At 72.4% G+C, this 23601-nt stretch carries 18 protein-coding genes and 1 riboswitch; of the genes, 3 read left to right on the forward strand and 15 right to left on the reverse strand.

Annotated features, from left to right (window positions below; translation table 11 throughout):
* Positions 1–4: 4 nt before the first annotated feature.
* On the reverse strand, positions 5–1117 hold the full coding sequence (locus tag ACZ6JY_RS08165; RefSeq protein WP_469193451.1) for a cobalt-precorrin-5B (C(1))-methyltransferase: 1113 nt from the start codon (positions 1115–1117) through the stop codon (positions 5–7).
* 17 nt (positions 1118–1134) lie between these two features.
* On the opposite strand from ACZ6JY_RS08165, the gene ACZ6JY_RS08170 reads away from it, so the two are divergent.
* Complete coding sequence (locus ACZ6JY_RS08170) at positions 1135–1914, forward strand: cobalt-precorrin-6A reductase (RefSeq protein WP_469193453.1); 780 nt, start codon at positions 1135–1137, stop codon at positions 1912–1914.
* A 19-nt stretch (positions 1915–1933) separates the two neighbouring features.
* On the opposite strand, the gene ACZ6JY_RS08175 is transcribed toward ACZ6JY_RS08170, so the two are convergent.
* From ACZ6JY_RS08175 to cobG, 3 genes are read right to left on the reverse strand one after another with little or no spacing between them, the layout of a single operon-like run.
* Positions 1934–3472 (reverse strand): precorrin-2 C(20)-methyltransferase, encoded by a 1539-nt coding sequence (locus ACZ6JY_RS08175; RefSeq protein ID WP_469193455.1) that lies wholly within the window; start codon positions 3470–3472, stop codon positions 1934–1936.
* Complete coding sequence (locus tag ACZ6JY_RS08180) at positions 3469–4095, reverse strand: precorrin-8X methylmutase (protein ID WP_469193917.1); 627 nt, start codon at positions 4093–4095, stop codon at positions 3469–3471. Before ACZ6JY_RS08180 ends, ACZ6JY_RS08175 begins: the two co-directional genes overlap by 4 nt.
* A gap of 11 nt (positions 4096–4106) precedes the next feature.
* Positions 4107–5420 (reverse strand): precorrin-3B synthase, encoded by a 1314-nt coding sequence (gene cobG / locus ACZ6JY_RS08185; RefSeq protein ID WP_469193457.1) that lies wholly within the window; start codon positions 5418–5420, stop codon positions 4107–4109.
* A 114-nt stretch (positions 5421–5534) separates the two neighbouring features.
* Positions 5535–5655: riboswitch (cobalamin riboswitch) on the forward strand.
* Between the two features lie 43 nt (positions 5656–5698).
* Here cobG and cobN point away from each other — a divergent pair.
* Positions 5699–9304, forward strand: a complete 3606-nt coding sequence (gene cobN / locus ACZ6JY_RS08190) for a cobaltochelatase subunit CobN (RefSeq protein ID WP_469193459.1) — start codon at positions 5699–5701, stop codon at positions 9302–9304.
* Between the two features lie 4 nt (positions 9305–9308).
* Here cobN and ACZ6JY_RS08195 read toward each other — a convergent pair whose 3' ends face one another.
* The 10 genes from ACZ6JY_RS08195 to penM all read right to left on the reverse strand — a co-directional run bounded on the left by ACZ6JY_RS08195 (position 9309) and on the right by penM (position 21662).
* Positions 9309–10541: an amidohydrolase gene (locus tag ACZ6JY_RS08195; protein ID WP_469193461.1), complete on the reverse strand. Its 1233-nt coding sequence runs from the start codon at positions 10539–10541 to the stop codon at positions 9309–9311.
* A 103-nt stretch (positions 10542–10644) separates the two neighbouring features.
* Complete coding sequence (gene ptlI, locus ACZ6JY_RS08200) at positions 10645–12042, reverse strand: pentalenene oxygenase (protein WP_469193463.1); 1398 nt, start codon at positions 12040–12042, stop codon at positions 10645–10647.
* A gap of 52 nt (positions 12043–12094) precedes the next feature.
* On the reverse strand, positions 12095–13105 hold the full coding sequence (ptlA, locus tag ACZ6JY_RS08205; protein ID WP_469193465.1) for a pentalenene synthase: 1011 nt from the start codon (positions 13103–13105) through the stop codon (positions 12095–12097).
* Between the two features lie 200 nt (positions 13106–13305).
* Positions 13306–14319: a polyprenyl synthetase family protein gene (locus ACZ6JY_RS08210; RefSeq protein WP_469193467.1), complete on the reverse strand. Its 1014-nt coding sequence runs from the start codon at positions 14317–14319 to the stop codon at positions 13306–13308.
* Positions 14316–15212, reverse strand: a complete 897-nt coding sequence (gene ptlD / locus ACZ6JY_RS08215) for a neopentalenolactone/pentalenolactone F synthase (RefSeq protein ID WP_469193469.1) — start codon at positions 15210–15212, stop codon at positions 14316–14318. Before ptlD ends, ACZ6JY_RS08210 begins: the two co-directional genes overlap by 4 nt.
* A gap of 34 nt (positions 15213–15246) precedes the next feature.
* Positions 15247–17001, reverse strand: coding sequence for a neopentalenolactone/pentalenolactone D synthase (ptlE, locus tag ACZ6JY_RS08220; protein ID WP_469193919.1), 1755 nt, complete (start codon positions 16999–17001; stop codon positions 15247–15249).
* A gap of 17 nt (positions 17002–17018) precedes the next feature.
* Complete coding sequence (gene ptlF / locus ACZ6JY_RS08225) at positions 17019–17846, reverse strand: 1-deoxy-11-beta-hydroxypentalenate dehydrogenase (RefSeq protein ID WP_469193471.1); 828 nt, start codon at positions 17844–17846, stop codon at positions 17019–17021.
* A gap of 99 nt (positions 17847–17945) precedes the next feature.
* The gene (locus ACZ6JY_RS08230; protein WP_469193473.1) at positions 17946–19400 is read right to left on the reverse strand and encodes an MFS transporter; all 1455 of its coding nucleotides are present in this window, start codon (positions 19398–19400) and stop codon (positions 17946–17948) included.
* A 58-nt stretch (positions 19401–19458) separates the two neighbouring features.
* Positions 19459–20310, reverse strand: coding sequence for a 1-deoxypentalenic acid 11-beta-hydroxylase (gene ptlH, locus ACZ6JY_RS08235; RefSeq protein WP_469193475.1), 852 nt, complete (start codon positions 20308–20310; stop codon positions 19459–19461).
* 107 nt (positions 20311–20417) lie between these two features.
* Positions 20418–21662 (reverse strand): pentalenolactone synthase, encoded by a 1245-nt coding sequence (penM, locus tag ACZ6JY_RS08240; protein ID WP_469193477.1) that lies wholly within the window; start codon positions 21660–21662, stop codon positions 20418–20420.
* A gap of 328 nt (positions 21663–21990) precedes the next feature.
* Between penM and ACZ6JY_RS08245 the strand changes: the two genes are divergently transcribed.
* Positions 21991–22452, forward strand: coding sequence for a MarR family winged helix-turn-helix transcriptional regulator (locus ACZ6JY_RS08245; RefSeq protein ID WP_469193479.1), 462 nt, complete (start codon positions 21991–21993; stop codon positions 22450–22452).
* Positions 22453–22522: 70 nt separating this feature from the next.
* Here ACZ6JY_RS08245 and gap read toward each other — a convergent pair whose 3' ends face one another.
* Positions 22523–23527 carry a type I glyceraldehyde-3-phosphate dehydrogenase gene (gene gap, locus ACZ6JY_RS08250; RefSeq protein WP_469193481.1) on the reverse strand — a complete coding sequence of 335 codons (1005 nt, stop codon included), beginning with the start codon at positions 23525–23527 and terminating at the stop codon, positions 22523–22525.
* Between the last annotated feature and the right edge of the window lie 74 nt (positions 23528–23601).

Genomic DNA, 23601 nt, shown 5'->3' on the forward strand with positions numbered 1-23601 from the left:
GCGCTCACGGGGTGCTTCGGCCCACCACCGTGCCCGCTCTGTCGATGCAGATGACGTCGACCTCGACCGGGGCGCCGCGCAGGACCGCCAGGGCCTCGTCGCGGGCCGTGGTCGCCACCAGGTCGCCCAGCGGGACGCCCGCCGCCTCGCACAGGCGCAGGGCCTCCAGGCCCGTGTTGGCCGCGGCGATCCGGCCTGCCAGGGCTTCGGAGGCGCCGCCGCGTGTCGCCAGGTCCGCCAGGAAGCCCTTGTCGACCTGGGAGCGGCCCGAGTGGAGGTCCAGGTGGCCCGCCGCCAGCTTGGAGAGCTTGGCGAAGCCGCCGCAGATGGTGAGGCGGGCCACGGGGTGGCGGCGTATGTACTTCAGGACCGCTCCCGCGAAGTCGCCCATGTCGAGGAGGGCTTCCTCGGGGAGGCCGTACTCCGCCACGACCGTCTTCTCCGAGGTCGAACCGGTGCAGCCCGCCACATGCGTGCGCCCAGCCGCCCGCGCCACGTCGACGCCGCGGCGGATGGAGTCGATCCACGCCGAGCAGGAGTAGGGCACGACGATGCCGGTGGTGCCGAGGATCGACAGGCCGCCGAGGATGCCGAGCCGCGGGTTCCACGTGGAGCGGGCGATCTCCTCGCCGTGGTCGACGGAGACGGTGATCTCCACGTCCGGGGCCGTGCCCGCGCTCGCAGCCACCCGCGCCACGTGGTCCCGCATCAACTGCCGGGGCACCGGGTTGATCGCCGGTTCGCCCACGTCCAGGGGCAGGCCGGGGCGGGTGACCGTGCCGACGCCCGCGCCCGCCCTGAACACGACGCCCGAGCCCGGCGGCAGCCGCCGCACCGTGGACCGCACCAGCGCGCCGTGCGTGACGTCGGGGTCGTCGCCCGCGTCCTTGACGATGCCCGCCATGGCGTACGCGTCCCCGCGCTCCTCCGCGGCGAGCGCGAAGGCGGGCGTCTGGCCCTTGGGCAGCGTGATGGTCACCGGGTCGGGGAAGTCGCCGGTCAGCAGCGCCGTGTACGCGGCCGTGGTCGCCGCCGTCGCACAGGCGCCGGTCGTCCAGCCGGGCCGCAGACCGGTGTGCTTGAGTTGGGCGCTGCGCCCGCCCTTTGCCTCACTCATGAAGGAAACCGGACTCCGTGCACGTATTGATTCTTGGGGGAACGACCGAGGGCCGCCGCCTGGCCGAGCTTCTCGTGGGCGAGGCGGGAGAAGCGTACGAGGCGGGAGAGGCGTCCGAGGCGGGGCCTCGGGTCACCAGTTCCCTCGCCGGGCGCGTCGCGGCACCCCGGCTGCCGCCCGGCGAGGTCCGCGTCGGCGGCTTCGGCGGGGCCGAGGGGCTCGCGGCCTGGCTGCGCGAGCACCGCGTGGACGTGCTCATCGACGCCACCCATCCTTTCGCCGGGACGATCTCGTTCAACGCGGCGACGGCCGCCGCCTCGGCCCATGTTCCCCTGCTCGCCCTGCGCAGGCCCGGCTGGGTGGCGTCCCCGGGCGACGACTGGCATCCGGTGGGCTGCCTGGAGCAGGCCGCACAGGCCCTTCCGGCCCTGGGTGAGCGCGTCTTTCTCACCACCGGGCGGATGGGGCTCGCCGCCTTCGCCCGGCCCGAGCTGGACGCGCTCCGGTTCCTCGTGCGGTCCGTGGACGCGCCGGAGCCGCCGTTCCCCGAGCGGATGGAGGTGCTCCTCGACAGGGGCCCGTTCACGCTGGAGGGCGAGCGTGAACTGCTGCGGCGGCATCGGATCGACGTGCTCGTGACGAAGGACAGCGGCGGCGCGGCGACGGCCCCGAAGCTGGCCGCCGCGCGCGAGGCGCGGGTGCCGGTGGTGGTCGTGCGGCGCCCGCCGACGCCCGAGGGCGTACCGGTGGCGGCGACTCCGGAGGAAGCGGCCGCCTGGTTGCGACGGCGCGCCTAGCTGCTGTCCCCTCCCTCGTCTAGCTCCCGTCCCCGCCCTCCGGGTACCTGCGCGGTGTCCAGACGATCTGGTCGCCGCCGGACCGCCGCGTCCACCGCGTCTGCGAGGAGCCCACGATCAACAGCGTGCGCATGTCGACCTCGGCCGGGTCGAGGTCCGCGAGCCGCACCACCCGTGCGCTCTCCTCGGGACCGCCGATGTCACGCCCGAGCACCACGGGAGTATCGGGCGCCCGGTGTTCGAGCAGCAGCTCCCGTGCCTTGCCCACCTGCCAGGTGCGGCTGCGTGAGCCGGGGTTGTAGAGGGCGAGGACGAGGTCGGCGGAGGCCGCGGCGGCCAGGCGCGAGGCGATGACCTCCCACGGCTTGAGGCGGTCGGAGAGCGAGATGGTGGCGTAGTCGTGGCCGAGGGGGGCGCCCACGCGGGCGGCGGCCGCGTTGGCGGCGGTCACCCCCGGCAGCACCCGCACAGGAAGGTCCGCGTACGCGTCCTGCGAGGCGGCCTCCAGGACAGCCGTGGCCATGGCGAAGACGCCCGGGTCGCCGCCCGAGACGACGGCCACGCGCCGCCCGCGCCGCGCCAGTTCGAGGGCGAACTCGGCGCGCTCGGACTCCACGCGGTTGTCGGAGCCGTGCCGCCGCTGACCCGGGCGGTGGGGCACGCGGTCCACGTAGGTGGTGTAGCCGACCAGGTCGTCGGCGGCGGCGAGCGCGCCGCGCGTCTCGGGGGTCAGCCAGAGCGGTCCCGCGGGCCCGGTGCCGACCACGACGACCTCGCCGCGGGCGTCCGCGGCCGGCTCCGGCGCGGGGCCGCCGGTCAGCGGGGCCACCCGGCTCGGCAGCACGGCCACGGAGAAGTACGGCACCGACTCCGGGTCCACATCGGCGAGGCGTCCGGTGCGCTCGCCCTCCATGGTGGCGCGCTCCACGTAACGGGCCTCGTCCAGGCGGCCCACGCGCTCCAGGGCGCCGCGCACCTTGCCGAAGGTGCGGCCGAGCTTCATGACGACCGCCGAGTCCGTCGCCGCGAGCCGCGCGGCGAGCTCCTCCTCGGGGAGGGTGCCGGGCAGGATCGTGAGGATCTCCTCGGCCTCCACCAGGGGTTCGCCGAGCCGGGCCGCCGCCGCGCTCACCGAGGTGACGCCGGGGATGACCTCGGTCTCGTAGCGGTGGGCCAGGCGCTTGTGCATGTGCTGGTAGGAGCCGTAGAAGAGCGGGTCGCCCTCGGCGAGTACGGCGACCGTGCGCCCGGCGTCCAGGTGCTCGGCGAGGCGTGCGGCGGCGGCCTCGTAGAACTCGTCGAGGGCACCGCGGTAGCCGCCGGGGTGGTCGGTGGTCTCCGTGGTGACGGGGTAGACCAGCGGCTCCTCGATGTGGTCGTCCCGCAGGTGCTTCGCCGCGATGGAGCGGGCGATGGAACGGCCGTGCCGCGCGGAGTGGTACGCGACGACGTCGGCGGCGGCGATGACCTCGACGGCCCGTACGGTCATCAGGGAGGGGTCGCCGGGGCCGAGCCCGACCCCGTACAGCTTCCCCGGATCAGTGGTCTCGGTGTTCACTCCGCCTCGCTCGCAATCGCGTTGATCGCCGCCGCGGCCATCGCGCTGCCGCCGCGACGTCCCCGTACGACCAGGTACTCAAGGCCCGAGGTGTGCTCGGCGAGCGCGTTCTTGGACTCGGCGGCGCCGACGAAGCCGACCGGTATACCGAGCACGGCGGCCGGGCGCGGCGCGCCCGCCTCGATCATCTCCAGGAGGCGGAAGAGCGCGGTGGGCGCGTTGCCGATGGCGACGACGGAGCCTTCGAGGCGGTCGCGCCAGAGTTCCAGGGCGGCGGCGCTGCGGGTGGTGCCGAGCCGCGCGGCGAGGTCGGGCACGGACGGGTCGGTGAGGGTGCAGACCACCTCGTTGCCTGCCGGGAGCCGCTTGCGCGTGACGCCGCTCGCGACCATGTTCGCGTCGCACAGGATCGGGGCGCCGTCGCGCAGCGCCTTGCGGGCGTCGGCGACCACGCTGGGGCTGAAGGCGAGGTCGCGGACGAGGTCGACCATGCCGCAGGCGTGGATCATCCGCACCGCGACCTGGCTGACGTCGGCGGGCAGACCCGCGAGGTCCGCCTCCGCGCGGATGGTGGCAAAGGACTCGCGGTAGATCGCCGCGCCGTCCTTCTCGTAGTCGAACACTGTGCTCTCGCTCATTTCGTGGCCGTTGTTGTGGTTGCCGATGTCGTACGCGTACGTGCCTGTGCCGTACGTGCCGTGGTGACCGCCTCGGTGAGGGTGGTGCCGGTCACGGGGGCCGCCGTGCCGCCGGTGCGGGCCGTCACCTCGTACCGCCCTTCGCCGGTGGCGAGTACGTCGACCCAGTCACCGCGCGGGTGTCCGCAGCGGCGCTCGCAGCCCGACCAGTGGACGGGCAGGCCGCCGGGGGCCGGCACGGCGTCCGCGCGGACGTCGGCGAGGGACTTGGCGCAGCCGGGGCGTCCGGTGCAGGCGCCGACGCCGAGCCAGGGCGACGCGGGGTCGGTGATGAACCCGGCGTCGGCCAGTGCGGCCAGGCGGTCGCGGGCCGCCGTCGCGTCGGCGAAGCCGGGGAGGACGAAGCCGCGCCACGGGGTAACCCGCAGTTCGTCGGCGGGCAGCGGCAGAAGGGCCCGCCACTGGGCGGCGGTGACCCGGCCGAGCGGGGCGTTGACGGCGACGGCGCGGCCGATGACCCCGGGCAGCGGCGGAACCGCCACGAGCGGCTCCTCCGCCTCCGCCCCGGTCACCGGCACCGCCGGGATCGACGCCCGCCTCAGCGCCTCGGCCACCCCCGCGTCGCGGCCGGGAGGCAGTTCCCGTACCCGCCAGGCCCCGTTGCCCGCCTCGCGCGCCGCGGCGAGGAACGCCCCGGCCGCGGCGAGGGCGGCGCGCGGGGCGTCCGCGGCGGCCACCCGCACCGCCAGGGCCCCGACCCGCGCGACCGCCGTCCCGCCCGATTCTGCGATCAAGGTCACATCGCCGCCGAGCCCCGCCATGTCTCCGCGACCGTCGTCGAGGGCGAACAGGAAGCGGCCGGACAGCGCGGTGGTCCACTCCTCGGCGCAGAGGAGCCCGTCCAGCTCACGGGCCCACAACTGCACGTCCGCGAGGCCGTTCTCGTCGATTCCGGCGAGCGGGGAGGCCACGATGTTCCGTACGCGTTCATGGCGCGCGGAGGGCAGCAGGCCGGCGTCCGCGAGCGGCGCGGCCAGGGTGGAGCCGCAGTCTTCGGCGAGGCCGCGCAGCTCGACGTTGCCGCGCGAGGTGACGCTGAGCCGGCCGTCCGCCAGGCGCTCCGCCGCGTCGGCAAGGACCAGCGCCTGACGGCCGGTCAGAAGCCCTGCGGGCAGCCGGAGTCGGACCAGCGCACCGTCGTCGGCGAGGTGCGGGCGCAGGGCTCCGGGACAGGCGTCGCCCCGGTCACGTATGAGGGATTCGCCCTTGTTCGTGGAGGTTGCTCGGGTGGGCGGCATGGCGGCGAGCATACCCACGCGCCTGCGGGCGGTCGCCTCCCGACGAGGGCCTTCGGGGCGGGCGGGCGCCCGCTCCGGCGCGGGCAGGACTTACTATGCAGACGGCGGTCCGCCAGGTCCGCCGACGCCAGCGACGGCGTGGGCCCGACAGGGGCCCGAAGGAGGAAGCCCGGTGCGAATCCGGCGCGGTCCCGCCACTGTGAGCCCCACCCACGTGGGGTGAGCCAGGAACTCCTGCCGTCCATACGACCACCCGGGGCGCGGACACCCCGAGGAAGGCCTGCGCCCGCATGCTTCTGCTGCTGTCGACCTCCGACACCGATCTGCTCAGCGCCCGCGCGGCGGGGGGTCCGGTCGACTACCGGTTCGCCAACCCCTCCCGCCTGGACCTCGCCGAGCTGCCCTCCCTTCTCGACGGCGCCGACCTGGTCGTCGTACGCCTCCTCGGCGGCGTCCGTGCCTGGCAGGACGGCCTTGACCAGCTCACCGCCAGCGGTCTGCCGGTGGTCGTGCTCACCGGTGAGCAGGCGCCCGACGCCCAGCTCATGGCCTCCTCCACGGTGCCGGTCGGCATCGCCGCCGAGGCGCACGCCTACCTCGCGCACGGCGGCCCCGCCAACCTGGAGCAGCTCGCCCGCTTCCTCTCCGACACCGTGCTGCTCACCGGCCACGGCTTCGAGCCGCCCGCGCCCGCGCCGTCCTGGGGCCCGCTGGAGCGCGCCGCGCGTGACGTCGAAGGCCCGACCGTGGCGCTGCTCTACTACCGCGCCCACCACATGAGCGGCAACACCGCGTTCGTGGACGCCCTGTGCGGCGCGATCGAGGACGCGGGCGCCCGCCCGCTGCCGCTGTACGTGGCCTCGCTGCGCGCCCCGGAGCCGGAGCTGATCGAGGAGCTGCGCGCGGCGGACGCCATCGTGACGACGGTCCTCGCGGCGGGCGGCACCAAGCCCGCCGAGGCGTCGGCCGGCGGTGACGACGAGTCCTGGGACGCGGGCGCGCTGACCGGCCTCGACGTGCCGATCCTCCAGGCGCTCTGCCTGACCGGGTCGCGTTCGGCCTGGCAGGAGAACGACGAGGGCGTCTCGCCGCTCGACGCCGCAAGCCAGATCGCGGTGCCGGAGTTCGACGGGCGGCTGATCACCGTGCCGTTCTCGTTCAAGGAGATCGACGAGGACGGCCTGCCCGCCTATGTCGCCGACGCGGAGCGCGCGGCCCGCGTCGCCGGGATCGCCGTGCGGCACGCCCGCCTGAGGCACATCCCGGCCGCCGACAAGCGCCTGGCCCTGGTGCTCTCCGCGTACCCGACCAAGCACTCCCGCATCGGCAACGCGGTGGGCCTGGACACCCCCGCGTCCGCCGTCGCGCTGCTGCGCAGGCTCATCGACGAGGGCTACGACTTCGGGCCCACGGAGGACATCCCGGGCCTGGTCTCCGGTGACGGCGACGAGCTGATCCGCGCGCTGATCGACGCGGGCGGCCACGACCAGGACTGGCTCACCGACGAGCAGCTCGCCGCCAACCCCGTCCGCATCCCGGCCGCCGCCTACAAGCGCTGGTACGCGACGCTGCCGCAGGAGCTGCGGGAGTCCGTCGAGGAGCACTGGGGGCCGCCGCCCGGCGAGATGTTCCTGGACCGCTCCCGTGTGGGCGACGGCGGTGACCCCGAGGGCGACATCGTCCTCGCGGCCCTGCGCCGCGGGAACCTGCTGATCCTCATCCAGCCGCCGCGCGGCTTCGGCCAGAACCCGATCGCGATCTACCACGACCCGGATCTGCCGCCCTCGCACCACTACCTGGCCGCGTACCGCTGGATCGCCGCGTCCGCCGACGACGGCGGGTTCGGCGCCGACGCGATGGTGCACCTCGGCAAGCACGGCAACCTGGAGTGGCTGCCGGGCAAGAACGCTGGCCTCTCGGCGGCCTGCGGCCCCGACGCCGCGCTCGGCGACCTGCCGCTCGTCTACCCGTTCCTGGTCAACGACCCGGGCGAGGGCACGCAGGCCAAGCGCCGCGTGCACGCCACGCTCATCGACCACCTGGTCCCGCCGATGGACCGCGCCGACTCCTACGGCGACATCGCGCGCCTGGAGCAGCTCCTCGACGAGTACGCGCAGATCAGCTCCATGGACCCGGCGAAGCTGCCCGCGATCCGGGCGCAGATCTGGACCCTCATCCAGGCGGCGAAGCTCGACCACGACCTCGGTCTTGAGGACCGCCCGGACGACGACGGCTTCGACGACTTCCTGCTGCACGTCGACGGCTGGCTCTGCGAGATCAAGGACATGCAGATCCGCGACGGTCTGCACGTGCTCGGCACCGCCCCTGCGGGCGCGGCCCGCGTCAACCTCGTCCTGGCGATCCTGCGCGCCCGCCAGATCTGGGGCGGCACCTCGGCCCTGCCCGGCCTGCGCGAGGCGCTGGGCCTCGACGAGTCCGCCGCGACCCGCGTGAGCGCCGACGAGGCCGAGGCGAAGGCCCGCGCCCTCGTCCAGGCGATGGACGACGCGGACTGGGACCTGGCCGCCGTCCCCGCCGACCAGAGCGAGCAGGTCAGGGCCATCCTGGAGTTCGCGGCCCGCGAGGTCGTGCCGCGCCTGGCGGCCACCACCGCCGAGCTCGACCACTCCGTGCACGCCCTGAACGGCGGCTTCGTCCCCGCGGGCCCCTCGGGCTCCCCGCTGCGCGGCCTGGTCAACGTCCTGCCGACCGGCCGCAACTTCTACTCCGTCGACCCCAAGGCCGTCCCCTCCCGGCTCGCCTGGGAGACGGGCGAGGCCCTGGCCGACTCGCTCATCGAGCGGTACAAGAACGACAACGGCGACTACCCCACCTCCGTGGGCCTCTCCCTGTGGGGTACGAGTGCCATGCGCACGGCGGGCGACGACGTCGCCGAGGCCATGGCGCTGCTCGGCGTCCGCCCCGTCTGGGACGACGCCTCACGCCGCGTCACCGGCCTTGAGGCCATCCCGTACGAGGAGTTGGGCCGCCCGCGCATCGATGTGACGCTGCGCATCTCGGGCTTCTTCCGTGACGCGTTCCCGCACACGATCGGCCTGCTCGACGACGCGGTGCGCCTCGCGGCCTCGCTGGACGAGCCCGACGAGCACAACTACGTACGCGCCCACGCCCAGGCCGACCTGGCCGAGCACGGCGACGAGCGCCGGGCCACCACCCGCATCTTCGGCTCGCGCCCCGGCACGTACGGCGCGGGGCTGCTCCAGCTCATCGACTCCCGCGACTGGCGCACGGACGCGGACCTCGCCGAGGTGTACACGGTGTGGGGCGGCTACGCGTACGGCCGCGGGCTCGAAGGGCGCCCGGCGCGCGCCGAGATGGAGACGGCGTACAAGCGCATCGCGGTGGCGGCCAAGAACACCGACACGCGCGAGCACGACATCGCCGACTCGGACGACTACTTCCAGTACCACGGCGGCATGGTCGCGACCGTGCGCGCGCTGCGGGGCACGGCCCCCGAGGCGTACATCGGGGACTCCACGCGCCCCGAGACGGTCCGCACGCGCACGCTGGTCGAGGAGACCTCGCGGGTGTTCCGCGCCCGCGTCGTCAACCCGAAGTGGATCGAGGCGATGCGCCGCCACGGCTACAAGGGCGCCTTCGAACTCGCCGCGACGGTGGACTACCTGTTCGGCTACGACGCCACGACGGGCGTCGTCGCCGACTGGATGTACGACAAGCTCACCGAGACGTACGTCCTCGACCCCACCAACCGGCAGTTCCTCCAGGAGGCCAACCCCTGGGCGCTGCACGGCATCGCCGAGCGGCTCCTCGAGGCGGAGTCGCGCGGCATGTGGGCCAAGCCGGACCCGGCGGTGCTCGAAGCGCTGCGGCAGGCGTACCTGGAGACCGAGGGCGACCTGGAGGACGAGGGCTGAGCCCTCAGCCGGTGTGCGCGCGACGGCCGTCCAGCCAGGCGAGGGCGGCCGTCGTCAGCGCCGTGACCCCGGTGGTGATCGTCGGTTCGATCAGCGGGGCGAAGAACGGCGAGTGGTTGGAGGGGATGTCCCGCTCGAAGGTGCCCGCCTGTCGCGCGGCCATGACCTTCGCCGGGTCCGCGCCGCCCAGCAGCCAGTAGCAGAGCGGGATCTCACGGTCGGCGGAGGTGGCGAAGCAGCCGACGTCCTCGCTGCCGGTCACCTGGCCGGGGTCCATGATCTGCTCCGCCCCGATGACGGCGCCGACCGCGGCCATCGTCTTCTCCACGGCGTGCGCGTCGTTGACGACGACGGGGAAGGCGTCGATCTCCGTGATCTCGGGCTCCCGCTCCGCGCCGGCCGTGGCCGCCTCGCCCTTGATGATCCGCTCGACGGCGGCGAGGACGCGGGTGCGGACCTCGGGGGTGTACGTACGGATGTTGAGCTGGAGCTCGGCCTCGTCGGGGATGATGTTGTGCTTCGTGCCCGCCCGCAGCGCGCCGACGGTGACGACGGCGGTCTCGCCGCCCGCGACCTCGCGGGACACCACCGTCTGGAGCCGCATCACCGTGGACGCGGCCATCACCACCGGGTCGATCGTCGCCTCCGGGCGTGAGCCGTGGCCGCCCTTGCCGAACATCCGCACCCGCAGGGCGTCGGTGGCCGCGAAGGCGGGGCCCGCGTGGGCGCCGATCATGCCGGCGGGCAGCGGGGCGACGTGCTGGCCGAGGACGACGTCGGGGATGCCGAACCGCTCGTAGAACCGGTCGGCGATCACCTCCTGCGCGCCCTGCCCCGCCTCCTCGGCGGGCTGGAACACCGCGACGATCCGCCCCGACCATTCCTCGCGGCGGTCCGCGAGCAGCTTCAGCGCGCCGAGCAGGCAGGTGACGTGCATGTCGTGGCCGCAGGCGTGCATGACGCCCGCGGTGCGGGAGGCGTACGGGAGGCCGGTGCCCTCGGCGACCGGGAGCGCGTCCATGTCGGCGCGGAGCAGGACGGCCGGGCCCTCGCCGTTCGCCAGCACGGCCACGACGCCGGTGCGGCCCACGCCGGTCGTGACCTCGTAGCCGTACGAGGCGGCGCGACGGGCGGCCTCGGCGGCGGTGCGGTGCTCCTCGAACGACAGCTCGGGGTGGGCGTGCAGGTCGCGGTAGAGGTCGGCGAGGTCTCCCGTGAGTGCGGGGTCGTCGGGCATGGCACGCTCCTCGTTGTCTCGCTGCGGTGCCCGTCACTGTACGTACGAACCCTCCATGGACGTACGCACCACTCCCGCCCCGCCACGCCGCCCCCGCCGCTCCCTACGCCCCCGGAGTACGGGCGGTCAGCCGCAGGCGCAGGGTGCGCGGCTGGTAGACGGTGGCCAGCGGGACGGGGCGCACGTCGACGCCGGGTTCGCAGGTGACCCGCCACTTGCTGAGGATGGTGGCCAGCGCGAGGGTGGCCTCGGTGCGGGCGTAGAGGTCGCCGATGCACTTGCGGGCGCCGGTGCCGAAGGCCATGAACGACTGCCGGGCCTGCGGCGTCACCCGGTCGGGCAGCCAGCGGTCGGGGTCGAACCGGCGCTCCCCGGGGAAGGACCCGGAGTCGAGCGCCACGGCCGCCGGGCTGAAGACGACGGTGCTCTGCGCGGGCAGCCGCAGCCCGGCCACGTCGAGGTCGGTGGAGGTCAGCCGGGTGAAGAGCCAGGCGGGCGGGTAGAGCCGCAGGGTCTCGGTGATGATGCGGTCGGTGAGCTGGAGCCGGGCGACGTCGTCGAACTCCGGGGCCCTGCCTTCGAGGACCTCGTCGATCTCCGCGTACAGCTGTTCCTCGATCCGCGGGTATTTGGAGAGCAGGTAGAAGATCCAGGTGAGGGTGGCGGCGACGGTCTCCGTGCCGGCCGCCATCACGGTGATGACCTGGTCGTGGATCTCCCTGTCGCCGAGTCTGCCGCCGTCCTCGTCGCGCGAGTCGAGGAGGGCGGAGAGCAGGTCGTCGTGGTCGGCGCCGTCGCGGCGGTAGTCGTCGATCAGCGTCTGCGTGGTCCGGTGCAGGTAGTCGAGGTTGGCGCGGTAGCGCCGGTTGCCCGGGCTCGGCATCTTGCGCACCACCGCGGGCAGGAACATCTGCCGGAAGAGTCCCTTGAGCACGGCGTCGAAGGCGCGCTCCACGCTGTCGGCGAGCTCCTTGCTGACCGGCGTCGAGTACAGCGTGCGGCCCACGGTGCGCAGGGCCATGCCGTACATCTCGGGGAAGGCGTCGACCACCGTGCCGTCGTTCCAGCGCTCGGCGGTGGTCTCGATCTCGGCGTGCATCGCCGAGGCGTACCGCTTGAGCTGGGGGCGGGTGAAGGCCGACTGCATGAGCCTGCGCTGCCGCCGGTGGTCGGCGTAGGGGCAGGTGACCAGGCCGTTGCCCGCGATGTCGCGGGCGCGGTCGTAGAAGATGCCGCCCTTGTCGTACTCGTTGTCGCTGGTCAGGACCTGGCGGAGCAGGGCGGGATGGGTCGGTACGTGGGCCTCGGTGGGGCCCAGGCGTATCTTCACCAGGTCGCCGTGGCGGGACAGCGACGACATGAACTGGAGCGGGCGGCGCATCATCTGCCAGGCGTGCCCGACGAGGGGCGCGGCTCCGGGCGCCGTGCCCGCGACGAAGGTCTGCCGCTCGGTCGGGGAGGTCGGGGAGGTCGGGGAGGTCTGGGCGCTCTGCTGGACCATGGGGGTTCTCCTTGTTTCCCTCGGGTGGTACGGGGTGGGGCGGCCGGGGCCGTCAGCGGACGCTGCCGAGCTCCTCCAGGAACCCCTGGCGGCCGGCGGCCAGCGCGAACTCGGCGTCGTAACGTCCCGAGGAGCGGTGCCAGTCGTACGAGCCGCGGATGACGGGGCGCACCGCGTCCAGGCGGTAGCGTTCGACGGCCTCGCGCTCGTCCGCGGTGAGGGAGAAGGCGTCGCAGACCTTGGGCAGGATGCTCTCCAGGAGCAGGAACTCCTCCAGGCGTACGCGCACTTCGTCCTGCATGTACGCGATGCTGCGGCTCTTGGGCCAGCCGTGCTCGCGCATCAGGATGAAGACCATGTTGTTCAGCTCGCCGCGCGCCTCCTCCTTCTCCAGGGAGGCGATGTCGTTGAGCATCAGGTTGACGTCGACGGCGATCCGCAGCATCGCCGACACGACGGCGCTGTCGAAGACGCGGTGCGGCACCTCGAAGTGTCCGGTGGCCTCGGCGAGGTCGACGGTGGGCTGCACGCCGATCGTGTGGCGGCGCATGGCGAGGTACTCCCGGGCCGAACCGCAGGGCGTGTCGTCGAGGCGGCCGTGCGCCTCGTCCACGTAGCCCTGGAAGTAGTTGCGCCAGTGCCGGGCGCTGCGGGCGCACCACTCCTTCGACATTCCCCGGCAGGTGCGCCGCCAGACGTCGGCGAAGCCGTGCGCGATCAGGGGGGCGGAGGCGGGCAGCGGTCCGTCGAGGGCGGCGGCGACGGCGTCGGTGAGCTCCCTGGTCCGCACGGGGTCCTCGCCGCGCGGGCCGTCGAAGAGGTCGTCGAAGAGGAAGAACCAGGACATCAGGTCGACGCCGAGGTCGAGGTCGGCGCCGCTGGTGGAGGGGTAGAAGCGGGAGGCGAGGTCGGCGTAGCCGCCCTTGCGGTGGCGCTCGGCGGCGGCCTCGGTGCTGATCAGGCCGAGGGAGCGGGGCCACTCGATGTGCGCGGCCTCGGCTCTGGCGTGGTCGGGGCTGCGGCGGCCGGGCAGCGGTATGGAGAAGTCGACGTCCTGGGGCATGGGGATACTCCCTGGGCTGCGGAACAGGGCGCTGAGCGCGCCCGGGTGGGGGCGAGGGGGACGCACCGGGGCGACGCTGCCCGCGGTGTGCTGAGTGGGGTGTGCGGTGTGCGCGTACGTGTGGTGGAGCGGGGCGGGCGTGGGGCGTTGGGGCGTATACGGGTACGGGCGGGGCGTGCGGGTGCGGGGCCGGCGGGGCCTCACACCTCTCGGTCGACGACGAACCGTCCGAGCGCGAGGAGTTCGTCCCGCGCGCCGGCGTCCAGCTCGACGCCGCGCAGCGCGTCCTCGGCGAGGGCCATCCGCCGGGCGGCCTCGGCCAGCGCCCAGTCCCGGCCGCCTGAGCCCTCGACCAGGCCTGCCACCCGGCGCAGTTCCTCCTCGTCGGGTTCGCCGCGGGTGGCGAACCAAGTGGCCAGCTCGTCGCTGAGCGGGCCGTCCTGGTTCAGTGCGTGGCTCACCGGCAGGGACTTCTTGCGGGAGCGCAGATCGGAGTGGACCGACTTGCCGGTGACAGCAGGGTCGCCCCAGATGCCGAGAACGTCGTCGACGAGCTGGAAGGCGATGCCGACGTGGTCGCCGTAGAGCGCGAGCGCGTCCACCGTCGTCTCCGGCGCCCCGGCGAGGACGGCGCCGATCGCGGCGCTCGCCGAGAGCAGCGCGCCGGTCTTGCCCGCGGCCATGTCGAGGCACTCGTCGACCGTGACGTGCGCGCGCTGTTCGAAGGACAGGTCCTGGACCTGGCCTCGGATGAGATGCCGGGTGGTGCGCGCGAGGAGCCGAGCGGCGGGCGCCGCCGTCGGCAGCCCGGTGTCGAGCAGCACCTCCTGGGCGAGCGCGAGCATCGCGTCACCCGTCAGGATGGCGCTGGAGGGACCCCACAGTTTCCACACCGTGCGGCGGTGGCGGCGTTCCTCGTCGCCGTCCATCAGGTCGTCGTGCACCAGGGAGAAGTTGTGCACCAGCTCCACGGCGACGGCGCCGGGCAGGGCGACTTCCGGCGGTGCGCCGACCGCCTCGGCCGACAGGAGCGCGAGCGCAGGGCGTACGGCCTTGCCGGCGTCGGCGCTGGTGGGCGCGCCCCCGGCGGTGATCCAGCCGAAGTGGTAGGACGCCTGGTGACGGGAGCGGCGGTCGAGCCTGTCGACGGCGGCGCGCAGCGCCGGGGTGATCGTGACGCGGCTGTGGCGGAGGCAGGCGGGAGCGGTGCTCATGCGGCGGCCTCCGCGCGCCAGGGGTCGGTGGGATCGTCGAAGATGCCGACGACCTGGCGCATGACGCGCCGTTCGGCCGGGTCGAAGGCCTGCTTGGCGTGGATGGTGCCGAGCTGGTCCCACATGACGATGTCCCCGGGCCGCCAGGTGTGGGCGTAGGTGTACTGGGGCTTGCCCGCGTGCGAGAGGAGTCCGTCGAGCAGCTTGCGGCTGTCGTCGGGGGCGAGGTCCACGATCCGCTCGGTGTTCAGGGTGCTGACGTAGACCGACCGGCGGCCGGTGCGCGGATTGCGGGCGATCAGCGGGTGGATGGTGGAGGTGCCGTCCTCGGCCCTGATCTGCCCGGTGCCCTCACCGAGGGACACCTCGCCCTGGAGCTCCTCCTCGATGGTCTCCTCGTACCCGGTGCGCAGGGCGTGGCGGACCCGGTAGGAGTGCAGGAGGCGGCGCTCTTCGGCGGGCAGCGACTCGTACAGGGCGTACATGTCGGTGAAGAGGGTCTCGCCGCCGGACGACGGCACTTCCACGGCCTCCAGGAAGCCGACCCGGGAGACGCGGGGGCGGAAGGAGTAGTCGGTGTGCCAGCCCATCCACTCGGCGTCGCCGACGCCGATCTTGCGGCCGTCCTCCACCAGGTTGGAGACGATCAGGATCTCGTTGTGGTCGGGGTGGGCGCCGCTGGTCAGGCCGGTCTTCGGGATGTACCCGAAGCGGCGGCCGAAGGCCAGGAACTCCTCGTCGGAGGGGGTCTCGTGGCCGCGCAGGACCAGGACGAGGTGCGTGTCGAGCGCCGCCCAGATCTCCTCGGCCTGGGTCTTGTCCATGTCGCCGGTGACATGGGCGCCGTCCACGACGGCGCCGAGAGCGGCGCCGGGTATCGGCGTGACGTCCATGGGCGTTGCCGCCTTTCACAGAGGGATGGGGTGGTCAGCGCAGATCGAGGCCGGCGAGGTCGCCCGCCCGGCGCCAGCGCCTGAGGATGTCCACGAACTCCACCGAGCCGCCGCCGTAGCTGGAGTTGAGCAGGGGCAGTCCGCCCGGGTCGCCCTCGTTGTTGTAGAGGCCGGGCGTGCAGTTCTCCAGGAAGCCGAGGTCGTTGCTGGCGAGCCGGAGGATCTCCTCGACCCATTCCTTCTCGCCGGCCTCCGAGGCCTCCACGACCCGGTGGCCGCGCTCCTCGACGCACTTGACGATGTGCGCGAGGTGGCGGGTCTGCTCCCCCAGCATGTAGGCGATGTTGACGTGCCTGCCGGCCTGGACCTTGGACAGGATGAAACAGTTGGGGAAGCCGTTCACCTGGAGCCCGTGCAGGGTGCGCGCCCCGTCCGCCCACTTCTCCGACAGCCTCGTGCCGTCGCGGCCGACGATGTCGTAGCCGGCGCGGTCGGTGTACGGGACGGCGAACTCGTGCTCGTACCCGGTGGCGAAGATCAGGCAGTCGACCGGGTACTCCCGGCCGTTCGCGACGACCCCGCCCGGGGTGAGCCGTTCCACGCCCTGCCCCTGCGTGTCGACCAGGGTCACGTTGGGCCGGTTGAAGGTCTGGAGGTAGCTGTCGTGGAAGCAGGGCCGCTTGCAGTACACGCGGTAGTACGGCTTGAGGGCGGCGGCGGTCGCGGGGTCGGTGACGACGCCGTCGATGCGGGCGCGCAGCTCCTCCATCTTGAGGAAGTCCGCCCGCTCGGCCGCGAGCGCCCGCTCCTTGGGGTCGCCCCCGGTGTCGCCGGTGGGCAGGATCGCGGCGGCCAGCTTCGCCGTGGTCTGGGTCCAGCGGTCCTGGACCAGGTCCTCGTCCTGCGGGACGCCGGAGGTCAGCGCGTGGAAGTTCTCCATCCGGCGCTGCTGCCACCCCGGTTCGAGGGTGTCCGCCCAGCCGGGCGGGGTGGGCCGGTTGCCGCGGACGTCGACCGTGGCCGGGGTGCGCTGGAAGAGGACGAGCTGCTCGGCCCACTCGGCGAGGTGCGGGGCGAGCTGGATGGTCGTCGAGCCGGTGCCGATGACGCCGACCCTCTTGTCCTTCAGCCCGGTCAGGCCGCCGGTGCTGTCGCCGCCGGTGTAGCCGAAGTCCCAGCGGCTGGTGTGGAAGGAGTGCCCGGCGAACGTCTCAAGGCCCGGCAGCCCGGGGAGTTTGGGGCGGTGCATCAGACCGATCGACATGGCCACGTACCGGGCTCGGATCAGGTCCCCGCGGTCGGTGCTCACCAGCCACCTCTCGGCGGCCTCGTCCCAGCGCAGCTCGGTGACGGTGGTCTGGAAGAGGGCGTCGCGGTAGAGGTCGTACTGGTGGGCGATCCGCTGGAGGTGGGCGAAGATCTCGGGCCCGGTGGAGTACTTCTCGGTGGGTATCGTGCCGGTCTCTTCGAGCAGCGGCATGTAGATGTAGCTCTCGACGTCGCACCGGACGCCGGGGAAGCGGTTCCAGTACCAGGTGCCGCCGACGTCGCCGGCCTCGTCGATCAGCCGGATGCGGTCGAGGCCGGTCTCCTTGCGCAGGTTGGCGCCGGTCAGCAGGCCGCCGATGCCCGCGCCGACGACGGCGACGTCCACCTCGTCGGTGAGCGGCTCGCGTTCCCGCCACTCGGTGTAGGGGTCGCGCGCGTAGCGGCTGAAGTCACCGCGCGCGAACTGGTAGCTGCGGCCCACGCCGCGCTTGTCGCGTTCCTCCCGGTACTTCTCCCGCACCGCCGCCAGGTCGATGGTCAGTTGTTCGTCGCTACGGTCGTCGCCTTCGGCGCGGGCCACAGCTCCTCCTCGGGGGAAGGGGGCGAAAGGGGGACATGACGCCATACGTCGTCGAACTGATCGCGCAACCGCGGCGGGGCGTCGGGGTTGCTGAAGAGGTAGAAGCGGTCGGAGCCGAGGGCCTCGCACACGATCTCGGCGACGTCCTCGGCGCTCACCGAGGTGTCGCCGCCCGCGCCGCGCGGGGCCGTCATCCCCTGGACCATGGGGGTGTCGACCCGCCCGGGGCACAGCACCGACACCCGGACGCCGGTGCCCTCCAGATCGGCGCGCAGGCTGCGGGCGACCGCGAGGTCGGCGTGCTTGGAGGCGGCGTAGGCGGCGCTGCCCGCGCCGACGACGAAGGCGGACATCGAGGCGGTGTGGATCAGATGGGCGGGCCGGCCGCGCGCCAGGAGCCGCGGCACGAAGGCGCGGGCCACAAGGACGTGCGCCCAGTGGTTCACCTCGAAGACCTGCCGCATGCGCTCCAGCGGCACCTCCCACAGGGGCTGTCCCACGGGGCCGAGGACCCCGGCGTTGTTGCACACCACGTCGACGTCGCCGAGCAGGCCGAACGCCGTGTCCGCGAGCCGTTCGACGGCGTCCGGGTCGGTCAGGTCGGCGGTCACCGCGGTGACCCGGGCGCCCTGCGCGGTGAGTCCGGCGGCCTCGCGGCGCAGTGCGTCGCCTTCGATGTCCGCCATGATCACGCCGGCGCCGGCCCGTGCGAAGCGGGCGCTGAGGGCGAGGCCGATGCCGCTGGCCGCGCCGGTCACCACGGCTGCCCTTGTCTGTAAGTGCACTTGGCTGTCTCCGCTTCTGCGCACGGGTACGCCGAAGGACGGCGCGCCGTTGCCCACGAGAAGGTCTGGATCAGATCGCGCCGTTCACGGGCGCGGGTGTCACCTGGGGTCGGGGAGCTTCAGGCTGATCATGAGAACGGTCACCGAGCAACATGCCAGGAGTGCGAGGACGGACACGGCCGCCGACACCGTCGACTGCCAGTCGGCCAGGGAGAGATAGACGGTCCCGCCGACGGTCGCGCCGAGCGCGGTCGCCATCTGCTGGCTGGTGACCAGCACACCGCTGCCCATGCCGGCCTGCGCGGGGGGTACGTCGGCGAGGATCATCCGGAACAGCGTCGGCCCTGTCAGCGCCGCGCCCACGCCGTAGAGGCCGATCCCGACGAGCACGAGCGCCAGTGAGGGGTGCGGCCAGCCGAGGCCGATCACCAGGGCGAGCAGCAGCAGGCCCGCGCCCTGGACGAGGGCGCCCAGGGTGACGATGCGGGCGCCCAGGGCCGCCGCGATCCTTGGGGTGAACAGTGTCACCGCGAAGAACGCCACGGCGAACGGCGCGAGACCCCCGCCGGATTCGAGCCCGTCGAAGCCGAAGTGCCCCTGCGCGAGCAGCGCGTAGACGAACAGGAAGGCGCCGAAGCCGGCCGAGAACGGCACCATCGCCGCAAGCCCTCTGCGCATCCCCGGGTGGGACAGCACCGACGGGGACAGCAGCGGTGAGCCGCCGCGCGCCTCAAGTCCGCGTTCGGCCCGCGCCAGCGCCACCGCGCCCACCGCGGCGACCACGAGCAGCGACCACAGCCACGGCGGCCAGCCCAGTTCGGGGCCCGCCACGACGAGGGCCAGGACGCTGACCATGGTGACGCCGAACAGCGCGGTGCCCTTCGGGTCGAAGGACGGCTTCGTGTCGGCCTTGGTCGCGGGGACGCGCCGGACCGCGAGCAGCGCGGCCACGCCGATCGGCACGTTGATCGCGAAGACCGCCCGCCAGCCGATGCCCGCGATGTCCAGCGAGACGAGGAGTCCGCCCAGGATCTGCCCGATGACCATGCCGAGGGCCGCGGTCGCGCCGTACATGCCGATCGCGCGGGCGCGCGCCTGGCCCTCGGTGGCCGCCTGGATCGTCGCGAGCACCTGCGGTACGAGCATCGCGGCGGCGGCGCCTTGCAGCAGCCGGGCCGTGACGAGGAACTCGATGGTCGGGGCGAGTCCGCACAGCGCCGAGGTGAGGGTGAACGCGGCGAGCCCGTAGGCGTACAGGCGCCGTCTGCCGAAGGCGTCGCCGAGGCGGCCGCCGAGCACCAGGCCGAGGGCGTAGGTGAGGCCGTAGCCGGACACGACCAGTTCCAGTGCGGCGGGGCCGCCGTGGAGGTCCTCACTGATCGGGTTCAGCGCCACATTGACGATGGAGGCGTCCACGATGGACAGGGCGTATCCGGTGAGCACCACCACGAAGGCGATGCCGCTGAGCCCCGCGGCGGCCGGTTTCGGGCCGGCCGTGGGCTCCTGTGCCGCGCTGGGTCCCTGCAGAGAGGGGAGACCCTCGCGTTTCGTCATGCGTTGCCTACCCGGGCGTTGGTGGGGGACGGTTGAGGCGGATGCGGGGGTGACGAGGTCATTCGATGGTGGTCGGGGTACCGGTGATCTTCGACAGGATGCCCTTGGAGGGGTCCCTCGCGGACTCCGGCCAAGGGGTCAGGGCGTTGAACCCGCGGTGCGAGGAGGCGGGCTGGACGCGGGTGTCCATCGACATCCGCATGGCGGCCGGGTCCACCGAGACGTTCGGGATGGACTTGTGGCACATGAAGGCGTGGAAGATGATCACGTCGCCCGGTTCCATGGGCGAGAACAGCAGTCGCTCGTCGGCGCCGAACTCCTCCGCCGGGATACCGCGTACGGGGTGGCCGAAGCGGCGGAAGTTCTCGGTGACGACGTGCTCGCGCGGGCCTTTCTTGTGGCTGCCGTCGGCGACGGCGACGCCGCCTGTGCCGAGGGTCGTCGGGAGGAGCGGTATCCAGGCGGTCCGGAAGTCCTTGTTCGGGCCTATGTAGAAGCCGTCCTGGTGCAGCGGCGTCAGGAAGCTCGGTTCGGCGGAGCCCGCGGCGGAGGGGTAGTAGCGGATCGTCGTCGACTTGAAGACGAAGACGGGCTCGCCGAAGACCTTCTCCCAGACCTTCAGGGTCGAGGGGTGGTTCCACAGCTCGTCGTACTTGACGTGGTCGTGCATCGCGACCTCGTCGACCGCCTCGAAGGACTCGATGGCGAGGGTGTCGAGCGTGGTGCCGGGGGCGGCGTGGCCGAGCGCGATCAGCCCTGCGAGCATCTGCTCGGCGGCGGTCCGCACGAGTTCGCGGTCCAGGGCGCCGCGCAGGTAGACATAGCCGTGCTCGTCGTAGAACCGGTCGAGGGCCTCACGGTCGTCGATGAGGGGCGTGCAGTCGACGTAGTCGCTGAAAGTGTCCGTCATGGTTCCTTGTCCTCGTGGTGTCCGCGCGTGGGGAAAGGAGCGTGCTCAGTACGGAGGTTCCTGCTCGGGGCGGATCGGCGGCCCGGCGTACGCCCGGCGTACGCCGCTCAGAACGTCACGGGGACTTCGTCGAACCCGCCGGTGATCCGGTGTTCCTGCCAGTGCAGCGACTCCTCGGGCACCGCGAGCCGCAGGTCGGGCAGTCTGCGGAACAGCCGCTCGAACACCGCCGTCAGCTCGATGCGGGCCAGCGTGCGGCCGATGCAGTGGCGGGCGCCGTGCCCGAACGCCAGGTGCGACTTGGGCTTGTCCCGGGTGAGGTCCAGTACGTCGGCGTCGGGGTACGCCCGCTCGTCGATGTTGGCCGCGCCGATGGCCAGCTTCACCGCGTCCCCGGCCCTGATCACCGTGTCGCCGACGGCGATGTCGGCGTGCGCGTAGCGGGGTATCAGCGCGTTGGATCCCTTGCCGCCGACGCTCAGGCGCAGGATCTCCTCGGCCGCCGCGGGGGCGAGGCCGGGGTTCTCGACGAGCTGCGCGCGCTGGGCGGGGTTGCGGAACAGCAGCAGGGTGCCCAGGTCGATGCGGACGATGGTGGTCTCGTAGCCGAACAGCAGGACGGCGGCGCCCAGTTGGACGATCTCCTCGTCGGACAGTGTCCCGTCCTTGGCGGCGATCAGCTCGGAGAGGATGTCGTCGCCCGGCTCGGTCCGCTTGCGGGCCACCAGTTCCATCATGTAGTCGACGACCTTTTTGAAGGTGTTCGCCGCGTGCTGGTCGTCGCTGTTGTCGAACGTGCCCCTCGCCCACTGCCCGAACCGCTCCCGGTCCTCCAGCGGCACACCGAGCAGGTCGCAGACCACCATGGTCGGCAGCGGGAACGACAGCGCGCGGTGCAGGTCGACCGGCGGAGCGCTGACGGCCAACTGGTCGAGCAGCTCGTCCACATGGTGCTCGATCCGGGTCTGCATCTGCCGCATCCGGCGCGTGGAGAAGAGGGGTACGAGCAGGGCGCGCATCTGCGCGTGCCTGGCGGGCTCGGTCTCGCAGTCGTCCCCGGCCATCAGCGCGACCATGAAGCCCCTGGCGGCGCTGTTGGCCGACTGCTCCGGGTCGGGGTTGCTGAGGCGCAGGCGGCGGTCGGCGAGCAGTGTCCTGACCTCGTCGTAGCGGGTGACCAGCCAGGCGTCCTCGCCGGCGGTACGCACCCTGGTGATCGGTCCCTCCCGCTGGAGTGCGCGCATCTGGGGTGCGATGCCCATGATGGACGGATTGTCGAACGGTAACCTCGGAATTTCCTTCACGTGGCCATGCTCATTTCCCCGAGGATTTGGGCATTCTGCTGAAAGCACCCCGGATCGACAGCGGCGGGAATTCTGCGTCAGTGTCTGCTTTTTACCGCGATGAGCGATGCGGCTCCGGCGGCGCCGAGTTCATGGAGAAGTCGCGATGCCGAGGTCCGTGCTCCGTGCGGCCACCGCGCGACAGATGCTGCGGCCGATCCGCCCGAATCCATTGGTGCCGATACGCGTAGGCATAGATGCATTCCTCGCTCTGCGCTACTGACGTGGACCGACGCGCCATTGCGCCATGGAGGTCTGGTGCGGCCCGCGTACCGCCGCGAGGCGCCGACCACCAATGCATCAACGAGACTATATAAGTGTGCGCTATTTTTCTAGGGTGACCACTTCGCAGACCAACAGCCCGCGGGACCACTTGGACGTGGGTGCCCTGATCACGGCGATCGAGAACTTCAACCGCTTCTACATTCGTCTGCCCGCGCTCCAGACGCTGTCGTTCACGACTCTGTCGGTGCTGGACACCCTGACCTCCCGCGGCCCGACACGGCTCACCAAACTCGCCAAGACCGAGCAGATCAGCCAGCCGGGACTCACCCAGCTCGTCACGCGCCTCGAACAGGACGGGCTCGTGGAACGCCGTCCCGACCCGACGGACGGACGCGCCGTCCTCGTCCACATCACCAAGGCGGGACGGCAGGTCGGCACGTCGCGCCTGGAGGACCGGATCCGCCGGCTGCTCCCGCTCGTCGCCCAACTGACGCCCGAGGACCAGCAGGCGATCACCGCGGCGCTCCCCGCGCTCTCCCGCCTCGCGGAACTCGGCAACCAGGACCGGCCGTGACGGCCCGGCCCGACGCCCTGCGGCGGCAACGCCTGGAGCCGGGACCGCCCACGACCGTCCGCGAGAGGCTCTAGAGCGAGGTGCCGACCTTCAGGGCGAGGTCGATGAGGCGGTTGGAGTAGCCCCACTCGTTGTCGTACCAGCCGACGACCTTGACCTGCGGGCCCATCACACGGGTGAGTCCGGCGTCGTAGACGCAGGAGGCCGGGTCCGTGACGATGTCGGAGCTGACGATGGGCGCCTCGGTGTAGGAGAGCAGTCCCTTGTACGCGCCTTCGGCGGCCTTCGCGTACGCCTCGTTGATCTCCTCGACGGTGGTGCGGCGGCTCGTGGTGACCGTCAGGTCGGTGACCGACCCGGTCGGCACGGGGACCCGCAGCGCGAACGCGTCGAGGCGGCCCTTGAGTTCGGGCAGGACGAGGCCGATGGCCTTGGCGGCCCCACTGGACGTCGGCACCACGTTGACGGCGGCCGAGCGCGCGCGGCGCAGGTCCTTGTGGGGTGCGTCCTGGAGGTTCTGGTCCTGCGTATAGGCGTGGACCGTGGTCATCATCCCGTACTCGATGCCGACCGTGTCGTGCAGCACCTTGGCCAGAACGCCCAGGCAGTTGGTGGTGCAGGAGGCGTTGGAGATGATCGTGTGGCGCTCGGGGTCATAGATGTCGTCGTTGACACCCAGGACGATCGTGACGTCCTCGTCGCTCGCGGGCGCGGCGATGATCACCTTCTTGGCGCCGCCGTCGATGTGCGCGCGGGCCTTCTCGGCCTTGGTGAAGATGCCTGTGGACTCGATGACGACGTCCACCCCCAGGTCGCCCCAGGGCAGTTGGGCGGGGTCGCGCTCGGCGAGGACCTTGACCTTGCGGTCACCCACCCGGATCGCGCCGGGCTCGGCGGTGACCTCCTCGGGGAAACGGCCGAGGACCGAGTCGTAGGTCAGGAGATGGGCCATGGTCGGAACGTCGCCCAAGTCGTTGACCGCGACGATCTCCAGGTCCGCGTTCCTGGCGGCAACCGCCCGGAAGACGTTCCTCCCGATGCGGCCGAAGCCGTTGATACCTACACGAACAGTCATGCGTTCCTCTCACAACGGTTGAGAGCTCGACGGTCGGAGAGGGCGGCCGCATGGCGCGTCACGCCGTGGCGACC

Source organism: Streptomyces sp. NPDC046335, assembly GCF_055587985.1.